The sequence below is a fragment of the Glutamicibacter sp. NPDC087673 genome, from assembly GCF_044743255.1.
Lineage (GTDB): Bacteria > Actinomycetota > Actinomycetes > Actinomycetales > Micrococcaceae > Glutamicibacter.
In genome coordinates, this window is the sequence record NZ_JBIUWB010000002.1 from 475,997 (window position 1) to 488,833 (window position 12,837).

12 protein-coding genes are annotated in these 12,837 nt (G+C 60.0%); 9 read left to right on the forward strand and 3 right to left on the reverse strand.

Annotation, left to right across the window (positions count from 1 at the left end; genetic code table 11):
- Positions 1-14: 14 nt before the first annotated feature.
- From ACIOTL_RS06650 to secA, 9 genes are all read left to right on the forward strand, one after another.
- Positions 15-386: a chorismate mutase gene (locus ACIOTL_RS06650; protein WP_105656864.1), complete on the forward strand. Its 372-nt coding sequence runs from the start codon at positions 15-17 to the stop codon at positions 384-386.
- The gene (locus ACIOTL_RS06655) at positions 379-1,443 is read left to right on the forward strand and encodes a hypothetical protein (protein ID WP_332485962.1); all 1,065 of its coding nucleotides are present in this window, start codon (positions 379-381) and stop codon (positions 1,441-1,443) included. The genes ACIOTL_RS06650 and ACIOTL_RS06655 overlap by 8 nt, the downstream gene beginning before the upstream one ends.
- 136 nt (positions 1,444-1,579) lie before the next feature.
- Entirely contained in the window at positions 1,580-2,260 is a 681-nt protein-coding gene (mtrA, locus tag ACIOTL_RS06660; RefSeq protein WP_105656824.1) for an MtrAB system response regulator MtrA, read from the forward strand.
- The gene (gene mtrB / locus ACIOTL_RS06665; protein ID WP_332498149.1) at positions 2,257-4,077 is read left to right on the forward strand and encodes an MtrAB system histidine kinase MtrB; all 1,821 of its coding nucleotides are present in this window, start codon (positions 2,257-2,259) and stop codon (positions 4,075-4,077) included. Before mtrA ends, mtrB begins: the two co-directional genes overlap by 4 nt.
- Positions 4,077-5,780, forward strand: a complete 1,704-nt coding sequence (locus ACIOTL_RS06670) for an LpqB family beta-propeller domain-containing protein (RefSeq protein ID WP_105656822.1) — start codon at positions 4,077-4,079, stop codon at positions 5,778-5,780. Before mtrB ends, ACIOTL_RS06670 begins: the two co-directional genes overlap by 1 nt.
- A 69-nt stretch (positions 5,781-5,849) precedes the next feature.
- Positions 5,850-6,638 carry a ComF family protein gene (locus tag ACIOTL_RS06675; RefSeq protein WP_388022508.1) on the forward strand — a complete coding sequence of 263 codons (789 nt, stop codon included), beginning with the start codon at positions 5,850-5,852 and terminating at the stop codon, positions 6,636-6,638.
- Between the two features lie 169 nt (positions 6,639-6,807).
- The gene (gene hpf / locus ACIOTL_RS06680) at positions 6,808-7,506 is read left to right on the forward strand and encodes a ribosome hibernation-promoting factor, HPF/YfiA family (protein ID WP_400342188.1); all 699 of its coding nucleotides are present in this window, start codon (positions 6,808-6,810) and stop codon (positions 7,504-7,506) included.
- Positions 7,507-7,526: 20 nt separating this feature from the next.
- A complete protein-coding gene (locus tag ACIOTL_RS06685; RefSeq protein WP_388022503.1) occupies positions 7,527-8,699 on the forward strand; it encodes a winged helix-turn-helix domain-containing protein in 1,173 nt (390 codons plus the stop codon).
- Positions 8,700-8,832: 133 nt separating this feature from the next.
- Positions 8,833-11,481, forward strand: coding sequence for a preprotein translocase subunit SecA (secA, locus tag ACIOTL_RS06690; RefSeq protein WP_332594663.1), 2,649 nt, complete (start codon positions 8,833-8,835; stop codon positions 11,479-11,481).
- Here the strand turns inward: secA and ACIOTL_RS06695 are convergent.
- The 3 genes from ACIOTL_RS06695 to ACIOTL_RS06705 all read right to left on the reverse strand — a co-directional run bounded on the left by ACIOTL_RS06695 (position 11,478) and on the right by ACIOTL_RS06705 (position 12,820).
- The gene (locus tag ACIOTL_RS06695; RefSeq protein WP_332485966.1) at positions 11,478-12,002 is read right to left on the reverse strand and encodes an Rv3235 family protein; all 525 of its coding nucleotides are present in this window, start codon (positions 12,000-12,002) and stop codon (positions 11,478-11,480) included. The genes secA and ACIOTL_RS06695 overlap by 4 nt on opposite strands.
- A gap of 40 nt (positions 12,003-12,042) precedes the next feature.
- Entirely contained in the window at positions 12,043-12,600 is a 558-nt protein-coding gene (locus tag ACIOTL_RS06700) for a hypothetical protein (protein ID WP_332485967.1), read from the reverse strand.
- Positions 12,601-12,676: 76 nt separating this feature from the next.
- A complete protein-coding gene (locus ACIOTL_RS06705) occupies positions 12,677-12,820 on the reverse strand; it encodes a hypothetical protein (protein WP_400342189.1) in 144 nt (47 codons plus the stop codon).
- Positions 12,821-12,837 lie beyond the last annotated feature (17 nt).

A 12,837-nucleotide genomic window follows, 5' to 3' on the forward strand; every position in this document is an offset into this window, starting at 1 on the left:
GTAAACTGGTGATCATGAACGAGCCGAAGAACACTGAGACCACCCAGTCATTCGACCCGCACGCCAGCTCGTTGCAGGGCGAGGTCCAGAATGAAGTCCTCGAAGAGCTGTACGCCATCCGCGGCAGCATCGACAACTTCGATGCGCAGCTGGTTTTCCTGTTGGCTGAACGCTTCAAGGCGACCCAGCGCGTAGGGGTCCTGAAGGCCGAGCACCAGTTGCCGCCGAGCGACCCTAGCCGCGAGAAGGCGCAGATCGAGCGCCTGCGCGCCCTGGCCCACGAAGCGCATCTTGATCCAGAATTCGCCGAAAAATTCCTGAATTTCGTGATCTCTGAAGTCATCCGCCACCACCAGAACATTTCTGACTCGCACAACAATGACTGAGCAGGAACACGAGGCCGCTGAACGCCGCGATGTTCACGCCACCGCTTTCTGCCAGTTCCCGGGCAGCGACCCGTCGGCCATCCACGAAGTGGTGCGCGGGGAATTGGGAGAACCCAACCTCGCGGTCTTCCCGCAGCTGCCGGATCGTGGCGTCGGCGCCGATGCGGTAGGGCGCAGCGCCACCTTGCTGGCAGACCTCGGCTTCGATCTGCAGCCGCACGGCTGGAGGATCGGTGCCAAGGACGGTATCGATGCCCGTCGTGCCCGCAGCATCCTGCGCAGTGACGAGAATCTGCTAGCTGATGTACTCGGCGCGGAAGCGAAACCTGCCCAGCGCCTCAAGCTCACCTTGCTCGGTCCGTGGACCTTGGCCGCCAGCCTGTACCTGTCGAACGGGGAGCGGGTGATCAGCGATCATGGGGCGCGCCGCGACATCATCGAGTCCTACGCCCACGGAGCACGCGAGCATCTGGACCGACTGGCCCGCATTACCTCGCTGGCGGACTTCACTATCCAGATTGATGAGCCGCTGCTGGGCGACGTGCTCGACGGCACAATCAGTACCGCCAGCGGATACCGGACCCTGCGCTCGATCCCACGCGCCGAAGTGCGAAGCGCCTATGCGCAGTTCTTCAAGGTGCTCGCTGGCGAGGCCGAAGGCCAACGGGTCACCTCGCTGCTGAATCTGCCTACCCAGGATGAACACTGGATTGAACGGGTGGATCTGCTGCACCAAGCCGGTGCCGGCGCGCTGGTCATCGACCCTGGAGGCTTGACGCACCGCAAGTGGGAGCGGGTAGCGGGACTTGTCGAAGGCGGGGGCCGCGTCTTCTTGCAGGTGCTCGCCCCCGGAACCCGGGCACCAGGTGTTGTAGAAGGGGTGAACTCCATTCTTCGTCCTTGGCGTCAGCTGGGCTTGGGCTTGGGGCAGCTAGGTGCACTAACCCTGATGCCGCGTGGAGACTTCTCGCGCAGCAGCTCGGCGCAGGCCATCGAGAACCTGCGACGGCTGGCCAGTTATGCCCAAGCGTTGGAGCAGACACGCGTCGATGCGTAGCTAACTGCCTGATTCCTGCCGGTCACAGCCCGAAAAGGGCGGTTGATCATGTATCTTAGGAATAGTGGGGTAGCGGATCTACCCGGTTTGGCCAGTTGGCTGAAACCTCAAACCTACGGTTTCAGGGGGACATGGGATGAAGGCACGGATTTTAGTCGTTGACGATGACGAAGCGTTGTCGGAAATGATTGGCATTGTCCTGCAAAATGACGGCTTCGATGCCTCATTCTGCTACGACGGTTCCGGTGCTCTGGAAGCATTCCGTGAAGCGAACCCCGACCTGGTGCTCCTTGACCTGATGCTGCCTGGCATTGACGGCATCGAGGTATGCAAGCAGATCCGCGCGGAATCCGACGTTCCCGTCGTGATGCTCACCGCCAAGTCGGACACTGCCGACGTTGTCCGCGGGCTGGAATCCGGTGCCGATGACTACGTGCCCAAGCCTTTCAAGCCAGCCGAGCTGGTGGCCCGCGTGCGAGCCCGTTTGCGTCCAAGCGAAACCCACGCCGCGGAGACTTTGCAAGTTGGCGAAGTGACCATCGACGTGGCCGGGCACCGAGTGACCCGCGGAACCGATGTCGTGTCGCTGACCCCGCTGGAATTCGACCTCCTGGTCACCATGGCCCGCAAGCCATGGCAGGTCTTCAGCCGCGAGCAGCTGCTGGAAGCCGTCTGGGGCTACCGGCACGCTGCAGATACCCGCTTGGTCAACGTGCACGTGCAGCGCCTGCGCTCGAAGATTGAAATTGACCCGGAGAAGCCGCAGATTATCGAGACCGTTCGCGGTGTCGGATACAAGGCTGGTTCGGCAAGTTGAGTTCGCACACGTCGACCGGTGCAGAGTTGGTTCCGGTCGATGTGCATGCCCAGTCGCAGTCCAAACCCGCCCGGTGGAGCAAAATCGAGCAGTGGATCAAGCGTCCCTGGCACACCGCCAAGCTGCGTTGGCAACGCCACCTGCTGTTCCGCACCGTCATCTCGACGCTGCTTTTCACCGCGCTGGCTTTGGTTGCCGCCGGCGCCTTCCTTTCCAACCAGATCGCCTCCACGCTTTTCGAAGAGCGCGTGAACCAGATATCCAAGGAATCGGAACGCGGCCTGGTCCAGGCCCGCTCCATTCTCGAATCGGCTTCCACCACCGATCGCGCCTCCACCCAGGCCCTGGTGAATTCGACCTTGGCTTCCCTGGAAGGCGATGGCGCAACCGTAGTCCGCGATTTCGTGCTGATGCCCATTGCCGGTGACCAAAGCCTTTATGTTGGGCCAATGGCTTCCGGTTCCCTGACCACCCGCGTGATCCCTGGCGATCTCGCGGAGCGGGTTGCAGGGGAGCAAGGCATCTATTGGCGTTCCATCGAGCTGGGTGCCGATACCGCAACCAAGCCCGGTCTCATTGTCGGCACCAAGGTACTGATTCCGCCTGGACGCGAGTACGGACTGTATCTGGTCTACGACCTGTCCAGCGTGCAGGATACCCTCGAATTCATCAATCGTGCGATGGCTTTCACCGGGCTGATTCTGCTGGCAGTGGTTGGCTTCGTTGCGTGGTCGGTCGCCCGAACCGTGGTCCGCCCGGTGGCCGATGCCGCGTATGTTTCGGAGAGGATTGCTTCCGGTGACCTCGACCGCCGAATGAAGGTCGCCGGCAAGGACGAGGTGGCCCGATTGGGGACGGCCTTCAACCACATGGCCCATTCATTGCAAGAGCAGATCACCGCATTGAATAATCTCTCGGCCATGCAGCAACGCTTCGTTTCCGATGTCTCGCACGAATTGCGCACCCCGCTGACCACCGTGCGCATGGCTGCCGAAGTGATCCACGATGCCCGCGAGGACTTCGATCCGCTTACCGCGCGGTCGGCCGAACTGATGTACAACCAGATCGAGCGTTTCCAGCACCTGCTCAATGACCTGCTGGAAGTGTCCCGCTTCGATGCCGGTGTCGCGGTGCTTGACCGTGAGTCAACGGACTTGAACGTCATAGCCCGCAAGGTTATCGATATCGCCACCCCGGTGGCTGATGAATACGGTTCGCTCATCCGCCTGAACGCGCCCAGCGACGGTTGCGTCGCAGAAGTGGATCCGCGCCGCGTCGAGCGTGTGATCCGCAATCTGGTGCTCAACGCGGTGGAGCACGGTGAAAGCAAGCCAATCGATATCACCATCGGCGCTAACCAGAGCGCGGTGGCGATCACCGTGCGCGACTACGGCATCGGCATGTCCGAAGAGGCGTGCAACCACGTCTTCGACCGATTCTGGCGCGCTGATCCGGCCCGTGCACGGACCACCGGAGGTTCCGGACTGGGCTTGTCGATCTCGATGGAGGACACCAGGTTGCACGATGGCCGATTGGAAGCGTGGGGCAAGCCGGGGGTCGGCTCGGTCTTCCGACTGACCTTGCCACGCAGCGAGGACCTGGAGATAGCTTCGTCGCCGCTTCCACTGGAACCGCCAGTTCCTGAAAGCCTGGCTACGGTGATTTTGGGAGACAGCTTCCCGCTGACCGGTGAAGTGCCAAAGATCGGATACACGCCGCTGGTTCTTGATCCGGATTTGGATGCGGATTCGCCAGATGACGATGTCACCAATCCGAACCTCGGCAGCAACGAGCAGAAGAAGGAAGGGGAGAGCTGATGCGGAAGAAATTCTTTTCCAGCCTCGCGATCATCCTTGCTGCTGCGCTTGCGATCTCTGGCTGCGCCTCGATTCCCAGAACTTCCACCGTCCAGCAGATTGAAGCCGGAACCGACACCAGCGGGGCTGAAAGCTACAGCTATGCGGCCGATGGACCGGCAGCAGGTGCTGATGCCAGGGCCATCGTCGAGGGGTTCGTCGAGGCTGGGCGTTCGGTATCCGAAGATTATGCTGTCTCCCGCGAATTCATGGACGCGCAGCTGAGCAACACCTGGCGCGGTGATACGCAGACGCTGATCTACGATGCCTTCAATGTGGTCAACGGGGCCGATGCGAACAAGTACACCATCCAGCTCGAAATCACCGGTGAAGTCGACGCGCATGGCGTGCGCACCGACTACCCGGATCACTCGACCCGTGCAGTGGATATCGAAGTCGCCAAGGTAGACGACGAATGGCGCATTACCAAAGCCCCGGATGGCACGATGCTCGAAGCCTCGACGTTCACCAAGATCTTTGCCGCGCAGACCCTGTACTTCTACGATGCGAGCTTCGCCTATTTGGTTCCCGACATACGGTGGTTCACCTCGGGTTCGGGCACCACCACGTCGATGGTGGAAGCCTTGTTGGCAGGACCAGCCCCGTACCTGCAAAATGCTGTCGTCTCCGCATTCTCGACGGCCAGCGGACTGGTGCGTTCAGCGGTGCCGGTGCGCGATGGCGAAGCGACCATCGATTTGAACTCCAATACCTTCGCAGATGCTACCGACCGGAGCATCTTGCTGATGAAGCAGCAGATGGAAGCCACGCTGACCAGCCTAGCTCCGGTGGACTCGGTAAAGCTGCTGCGGGAGGAAAACGAAGTCAACCTTTCGACCGAAGACACTAACTTCGAGCCGGCTACGTCCAACCCCAGCACGCAGGATACGCTGATCGGCATTTCGGACCAGTACTTGGTCTACGTCAAGGGACTCTCGATCATTCCGGTGGGCGGCGTCCCGGATATTTCCGGATACAACCCACGGGACCCGGCCATGTCTCCGGTCGGCAATCGCTATGCCTTCCTCAACGGCCGCCGCACCCAGCTGTGGGGGATTGACGACAAGGGCAGCCTGCGCCTTTCGCTGGAGGGCGAGGAGCTCATCCAGCCGTCCATGGATCTGGCCGGCTGGACCTGGACCGCGGATAACGGGGCAGCGACCCCGATCAGGGCGGTCCCTGCCGACACCGAAATGAAGGGTGAAGCCCGTCCAATCGATGTGGCCTGGCTGGAAGATGCCCAGATCGATTCCTTGCGGATTTCCCGTGACGGCGCGCGGGCGCTGATCGTGGCAACCATCGGCAAGACCACGTCGGTTTACGTCGCCGGCGTGATCCGCGATGCTGAAGGTGTGCCCCGCGGACTCACGGATTCGCCAATGAAGATCTATCCAGAAGTTCCGGTGAATACCGCGCTATGGGATTCGGACAGATCCATTATTGTTGCCGAGCTCGGTGATGACCAAGCTGTTGAAGCGGCCCAGATCACCTTCGAAGGCGGCAGCGAGCACCTGCAGCTGCTGTTGGGCATGGTCGGCATCGCTACCGGTGTCGGCAGCCGCCGCGAAGTGTATGCCGAGACCAACGAGAAGCTGTATACCCGCGTGGGCAATTCCTGGCACGAGCTTGAGGATTTTGCCCAGGACGTCGCCTATCCCGGCTAAGCAGGACCTTGCTCCACAACTCGTTGGCGACCAGACCGATCGACGCGGTTCATCGGCCAGTCTGGCCGTATGGAAATTCCCGAAGAGTGGCTGCGGTGCGTCGATGAGCTGTCCCGCAGCAGGCCCATGCGCTGGCTGGGATTCGGCACCAGGGAAATCGCGAACTTCCTGCTTCCGGCCTGTTGCGCGGTCTGCGCCCGGGCAGATTTTCGGCTTTGCCCCGAATGCCGCAGTGAAATCCAACGCCAACTGAGCCTGCCGCCCCTGCCGGACACGCATCATCTCTATGTCGAGCTTCCCGCGCTCGGCCAGCAGCTTGCCGTTAGTTCCTGCGGCGCTTACGGCAAGGAGCTGGCTCGGGCTTTGCTGGCATTCAAGAACAAGCAGCGCTACTTCCTCGTCTCGCTCTTCGCCCCTTATCTTGCTGCCGCGCTGAACGCCGGATGCATCCCGCAGCGCGCGAATCTTCCTACCCTGGTGGTGCCGGTGCCCAGTTCGCTCAAGGCAACAGCGCAGCGTGGCTACTCTCCGGTGAAGACGATGCTCGACCACGGCTTCGCTCGCGGGCTGCTGTCGGCAGATCTAGAGTGCCGCACGCTGCTGCACTACCGCCTCGGTTCCGCCTTGGGCGGGGCGCAGAAAACCAAGAGCGGTTCAGACCGGCGCGGCGGCCGGACCCATTTCGTAGCCGAGCGTGCCAGCGCCAATGGCCAGCCGGTCATCCTGGTCGACGACGTCCTAACCACCGGTTCTACGTTGCGGCACGCGGCCATGGCCTGCCATGAGGCAGGATATGACGTCACCAGCGCGGTGGTACTGGCTTTGACGAGACCGCCAAATAATGCACTTGAACAGTAATTACGCTTACCGCGATCGGAAATTGTGAGCCCGGATACTTGAATCTTGGCCACGGTGGCATAAGGTGAAGTATGGGATGCATCACAGATGCAGCTAAAAGCCCATCTTCAGTCCGAAAGGATGGAACTTTCGGACTGTTGTGTCACCCGACTCCCTATTGGAGGACACCATGGAGCTGAACTACAGCGGACGCAACATCACCATTTCGGATCGTTTCCGTGAGTATGTTGACGAGAAAATCACCAAGGTTGACCAGCTGGCCACCAAAATACAGCGCATCGACGTCAAGGTCCTCAAAGAAGCACACGCTCGTGATCAGAGCACTGCACTGTCCGTTGAATTGACCGTTGTTGGCCGTGGCCCAGCAATTCGAGCCGAGGCTCGCGGCGCTGACAAGTTCGCGGCTTTCGACATCGCGTTCGCAAAACTGCTTGAACGCCTGCGCAAGGCCCGCGACAAGCGCAAGGTGCATCGCGGCAACCACACCCCGCTGGCTGTCCACCAGGCAACTGGCGGCCTGCCTACCGCATCGAGCGGCAAGTCTTTGGTTGAAGAAACCATCGAAGCCCAGAAAGCCGCGGAAGCTGCCGAAGTCGAGGCCAACGCCGAGTACTCGCCAGTGGTCATCCGCCGCAAGTCCTTCCCTGCAGAAGTGATGAGCGTTGATGACGCAGTGGACCGCATGGAACTGGTCGGCCATCCGTTCTACCTTTTCATCGATGAAGCCACCGGCGAGCACGCTGTGGTCTATGGCCGCACCCAGTACCAGTACGGTGTCATCTCCTTGGATCCATCACTGAACTTCAATGAAGAAGCCACCAGGGAAACTCGCGGCTACCGTGACAAAGCCTTGGCAACAGAAGGCTAGTCATCGGAGCCACAACTAGCGTGGGCGGCCAACGCATTCTCAGCCTCAAGCAGGCACGAAGAATCGCGTTGGCCGCCCAAGGCCTGTCCAAGGGCAGGAAAGTACAACCCGTCACCGCGCGGAAAATCGTCAGCGCTATCGGCAGTATCGCGCAATTGCAGATTGACTCGGTGAACGTCGTTCGCAGGGCCCATTACATGCCGATGTTCGCCCGGCTCGGCGCCTATGACACCAAGGTGCTGGACCAGCTTCTGGCCAAACCGCTCAGCCCTATCACCGAATATTGGGCCCATGAGGCCTCGGTGGTCAGCTCGGAACTCATTCAAGACCTGCGGGTATGGCAGCGCCGAACCTGGATCGATAAATCAGATGGGTTCTCCGCCGAACAGCATGACCTCTCGGATCGCGTCCTTGAATACCTGTCCAATAATCCAGGCTCCAGCGCCCGGCAAATCAGCCAGGCTTTGGACGTCGCCCCGGTCGGTGAGAAAAAGCATTGGGGGTGGAATTGGAATGACACCAAGTTCGTCACCGAGTCCCTTTTCGCCCAAGCCAAGATCTTGACGCTGGGACGCAACTCCCAGTTTGAACGCCGTTACGCACTAGCCGCGGATGTGGTGGGCACGCAACAGCAACTCGATGCGGCGCAGCGGCACGAGGCCCTCGCCCGGCTGGTTGTCCGGGCCATGGATGCCCTTGGCATCGCCACCGCTCACTGCGTCGCAGAGTATTTCCGTCTTCCGGTGCGCGCGGCCAAAGAAGAGCTCGCCCAGCAAGCACGTGCAGGTCTCATCGAAGAAGTACAGGTTGCCGGCATTGCCGAGCCTTGCTATTTGCAGGCCGGCACCAAGATTCCGCGCAGGATCGATCCTGACCTGCGTTTGCTGTCACCTTTTGATTCGATGGTTTTCAACCGCCGCCGGCTGGAGAAGTTCTTCGGGTTCGAATACCGTATCGAAATCTATGTGCCGGCAAATCAGCGCCGCTACGGCTACTACGTTTTCCCGATGCTTTTCGGCGAAGAGTTCGTGGGCCGAGTGGACCTGAAAGCTGACCGGGCCAGGTCGGTGCTGCACGCAAAGCAGGTGCATTACGAGCCGGGTGTCGACGCCAGTGTCGAGGCTGGATTGCGAGCCGAGCTGGATCGCATGGCGCGCTGGCTGGAACTTGAACGAGTGGAAATCGGGCTGTGAAGGGCCTGTTGATCAAATCGCTGTTCGCTATAAGAACAGCGCAAATGGGATTGAAATAGCCAGATGTGCTGTTTTCCTCACGTAGACTGAAGACGCCAGAAATTACTGTGCTTGAGATATTGGGAGCTACCACGTGGCATCATTGCTAGAACGTATTTTGCGTACCGGCGACAAGAAGATTCTGAAGACTCTTCGTAAGTACGCCGACACGATCAATACGTTGGAAGTCGAAATTCGCGAACTTTCGGACGAAGAGCTCAAGGGTGAAACCGACAAGTTCCGCGAACGTTTGGCTAACGGTGAGACGTTGGACGACTTGCTCCCAGAAGCTTTTGCGGTGGTCCGCGAAGCCTCGGACCGGGTCCTTGGCATGCGCCACTTCGACGTCCAGCTCATGGGCGGTGCTGCCCTGCATCTGGGAAACATCGCTGAAATGCGTACCGGTGAAGGCAAGACCCTGGTCGCTACCGCACCGGCTTACCTGAACGCGTTGACCGGTGACGGCGTGCACGTGGTGACAACCAACGACTTCCTCGCCCAGTACCAGTCGGATCTGATGGGTCGCGTCTTCCGCTTCCTCGGTCTGACCTGCGGCTGCATTCTCTCCAGCCAGAAGCCTGCCGAGCGGCGCAAGCAGTATGAAGCCGATATCACCTACGGCACGAACAACGAGTTCGGATTCGACTACCTGCGCGACAACATGGCGTGGAGCAAGGACGAGCTGGTCCAGCGCGGACACAACTTCGTCATCGTCGATGAGGTCGACTCGATCCTGATCGATGAGGCGCGTACCCCGCTGATCATCTCCGGACAGGCTTCGGGCGATGTGAACCGCTGGTACACCGAATTCTCCAAGATCGTCTCGCGACTGAAGCGTGAAGACGATTACGAGGTCGACGAAAAGAAGCGCACCATCGGCGTGCTGGAGTCGGGCATCGAAAAGGTCGAGGACTACCTGGGCATCGATAACCTCTACGAAGCGAACAACACCCCGCTGATCGGCTTCCTGAACAGCGCCATCAAGGCCAAGGAACTGTTCAAGAAGGACAAGGACTACGTCGTTGTCAACGGCGAAGTCATGATCGTTGACGAGCATACTGGCCGTGCACTGGCTGGCCGCCGCTACTCCGAGGGCATGCACCAGGCCATCGAGGCCAAGGAAAACGTTGAGATCAAGGCCGAGAACCAGACTCTGGCCACAGTGACCTTGCAGAACTACTTCCGCATGTACGCCAAGATTTCGGGCATGACCGGTACGGCGCAGACCGAGGCGGCGGAATTCATGGGTACCTACAAGCTGGGCGTGGTGGAGATTCCTACCAATAAGCCAGCAATCCGCATGGACCAGTCGGACTACATCTACAAGAATGAAGTCGCCAAGTTCAATGCTGTGGTTGAGGACATTGCCGAGCGCCATGCGACGGGCCAGCCGATCCTGGTGGGCACCACCAGCGTGGAAAAGAGCGAATACCTCTCCCGGCTGCTCTCCAAGAAGGGCATCCGCCACGAGGTGCTCAACGCCAAGCAGCACGCTCGCGAAGCTGCCGTGGTCGCGATGGCCGGCCGCAAGAACGCGGTGACCGTTTCTACCAACATGGCCGGCCGCGGTACCGACATCATGCTCGGCGGCAACGCTGAGTTCCTGGCCGTGGCCGAGATGGAGCGCCGTGGCCTGGATGCGGAGAACAACCCGGAAGAGTACAACACGGTCTGGGACGAAGTCTTTGACAAGGCGAAGGAAACCGTCGCCAACGAATCGAAGGAAGTTGCGGCGCTCGGCGGCCTGTACGTGCTGGGCACCGAACGGCACGAATCACGCCGCATCGATAACCAGCTGCGTGGTCGCTCCGGCCGCCAGGGCGACCCGGGCGAATCGCGTTTCTACCTGTCGATGACCGATGACCTGATGCGCCGGTTCAACTCCGGGATGGCCGAGCGCATCATGAACAACCCGTCGATGCCAGATGACGTGGCGCTGGAATCCAAGATGGTTTCGCGCGCCATTGAGTCCGCCCAGGCACAGGTGGAAGGCGTCAACGCCGAGCAGCGCAAGAATGTGCTGAAATACGATGACGTGATGAACCGCCAGCGTGAAGCGATCTACGCTGACCGCCGTTCCATCCTGGAAGGCGACGACCTCGAAGAGAAGGTCGGCCACTTCCTGGAAGATGTCGTCAAGGCAATGGTCCTGGAAGCGACCCAGGTCGGCGACCCGGACGATTGGGAGCTCAAGTCGTTGTGGACCAACCTCAAGCAGCTGTACCCGATCGGCATCACCATCGATGAAGTTCTCGAAGAGGCCGGCGGAGTGGGGCACCTCTCCGCGCAGTTCCTGGAACGCGAAATCCTCTCGGATGCCCAGTACCAGTACGAAGAGCGGGAAAAGCTTGTTGGTTCTTCCACCATGCGCGATCTGGAGCGCCGTGTAGTGCTCTCGACCATCGGTCGCAAGTGGCAGGAGCACCTGTACGAGATGGATTACCTCAAGGAAGGAATCGGACTGCGTGCCATGGCCCAGCGCGACCCGCTAGTGGAATATCAGCGTGAAGGCTACACCATGTTCCAGACCATGATGGAAGGCATCCGCGAGGAAAGCATCGGAACCCTCTTCAACTTGGAGATCCCCACCGGAGCTGAAGCAGCTGCCGCGCCAGCGGTTGACGAGTCGGCGAAGCCGAAGAACCTGCAGTTCACCGGCCCGGATGAAGATGGCGAAGCCAGCACCACTCGCGCCCAGGCAACGTCGAGCAAAAAGAAGAACAAGAAGGCCAAGCGCAGCTAGATTAGCTCCACATCGGTCACCTGCCACCGTCCGTGCCAGGGCTCAATTTTCAGAGCCACGGCACGGACGCGGTATTTAAAGCCCAAGATGACGGTGCATTCCCAAGAACCTGATATGCACCGGTCCAGGTGCAATGAGATGATCTGCCCGTGTGCCGTGCCCGGCAGCGGCTCGAGCGTGTAGCACTGGGTCTCCAGGAGGGCCCGGCGCCGGAGCTTGGCAATGCAAGAGGGCTCCATCACGAATGCCAGCTGATTCACGGTGCGGTACCCAGCCACGATTTCGAAGACCGCGCGGGCTACTGCATGCGAAATCTCAACGATGGCCCGGTGCTCGCTGCGGTAGACAGCAGAGCGATGGAAGATATTGTCCATTGCCCGACGCAGGTGAGCCGGAGCCTGGCATGGATCGGCAGCCGAGGTGGCGCCAGCCGGGTTCGGGTCTGGGAGGTTGGCTGCGTAGATGTCCGGTTGATAGTAGCCTGTGTTGGCGCTACGGGGGCTGATGGCGATGGTGCTCATGATGACTCCTAGTTGGGCGTGGGGAAGTTCTTGAATGCGCTTAGCTGGCTGGTGGTAGTTCAAGTACCGTTCCAACTCGCAGCAGGTCCGGGTCGGTGCCGATGGACTTCTTGTTGCGTTGATAGATCTTTGGCCAATAGGCAGAAATTTCTTCCACGGTGGCCTGGGCACCTAGATGATCTGCCGCTATGGTCCACAGATTCTGCCCTTCAGCGACGACAACTTCTGTGCGTTGCACCGAACGTTGGCCTGGATTCCTGGCCCCGGGGGATACCAGTGGGCTCAGCGGAACGCTCATGGATTCGGGGAACCATTGCGGGCTCGGTACGGAGTTTTGCTGCGGGCCTGCATGGCTGGCTAGTTCTTGGCTGGCGTTTTCCGCCGGGACCTGTGCCAGGGAAACCGCCAGTGGTACACCCGCGTAGGCTGCAGCGACTGAAGAGAGGGCAATCGAGGTTCCAAGCATTGAGCCTAGAATTCTCCTGCTCAGTGCGGGGGCGATTCGTTCGAAGAACCGCGCTAGCTTCGGCTTGCGGTGGGTGAAGGCCCAGCGGATCATCTGGGCCAAGGCCACGCGCAGCAAGTACAGCGTAAGCAACGCCAGGAACGAAAGGCTGACGAGAAGCCTTATGTGGTCCGCTGTGGCGCGCCCATCGACTGGGGACCGGAAGTAATCAGATATCCACTGGATTCCCACATTGATAATGACCAATGACGCTGCCGAAAAGAGCAGCAGCACGAATATTTGCCGTTGGCGAGACACCCGAATCACTTCCTTGAATGAATTTTGATGTCATTTGATGTTGTTTGATGTTCATAGTTACACTTAGAGATC

What these genes read in the sequence shown, in the direction of transcription:
- ACIOTL_RS06675 (WP_388022508.1), top strand. Translation starts at nt 5,850, where the DNA reads ATGGAAATTCCCGAAGAGTGGCTGCGGTGCGTCGATGAGCTGTCCCGC.
- ACIOTL_RS06670 (WP_105656822.1), top strand. Translation starts at nt 4,077, where the DNA reads ATGCGGAAGAAATTCTTTTCCAGCCTCGCGATCATCCTTGCTGCTGCG.
- ACIOTL_RS06650 (WP_105656864.1), top strand. Translation starts at nt 15, where the DNA reads ATGAACGAGCCGAAGAACACTGAGACCACCCAGTCATTCGACCCGCAC.
- ACIOTL_RS06655 (WP_332485962.1), top strand. Translation starts at nt 379, where the DNA reads ATGACTGAGCAGGAACACGAGGCCGCTGAACGCCGCGATGTTCACGCC.
- ACIOTL_RS06705 (WP_400342189.1), bottom strand. Translation starts at nt 12,820, where the DNA reads ATGAACATCAAACAACATCAAATGACATCAAAATTCATTCAAGGAAGT.
- hpf (WP_400342188.1), top strand. Translation starts at nt 6,808, where the DNA reads ATGGAGCTGAACTACAGCGGACGCAACATCACCATTTCGGATCGTTTC.
- mtrA (WP_105656824.1), top strand. Translation starts at nt 1,580, where the DNA reads ATGAAGGCACGGATTTTAGTCGTTGACGATGACGAAGCGTTGTCGGAA.
- ACIOTL_RS06695 (WP_332485966.1), bottom strand. Translation starts at nt 12,002, where the DNA reads ATGAGCACCATCGCCATCAGCCCCCGTAGCGCCAACACAGGCTACTAT.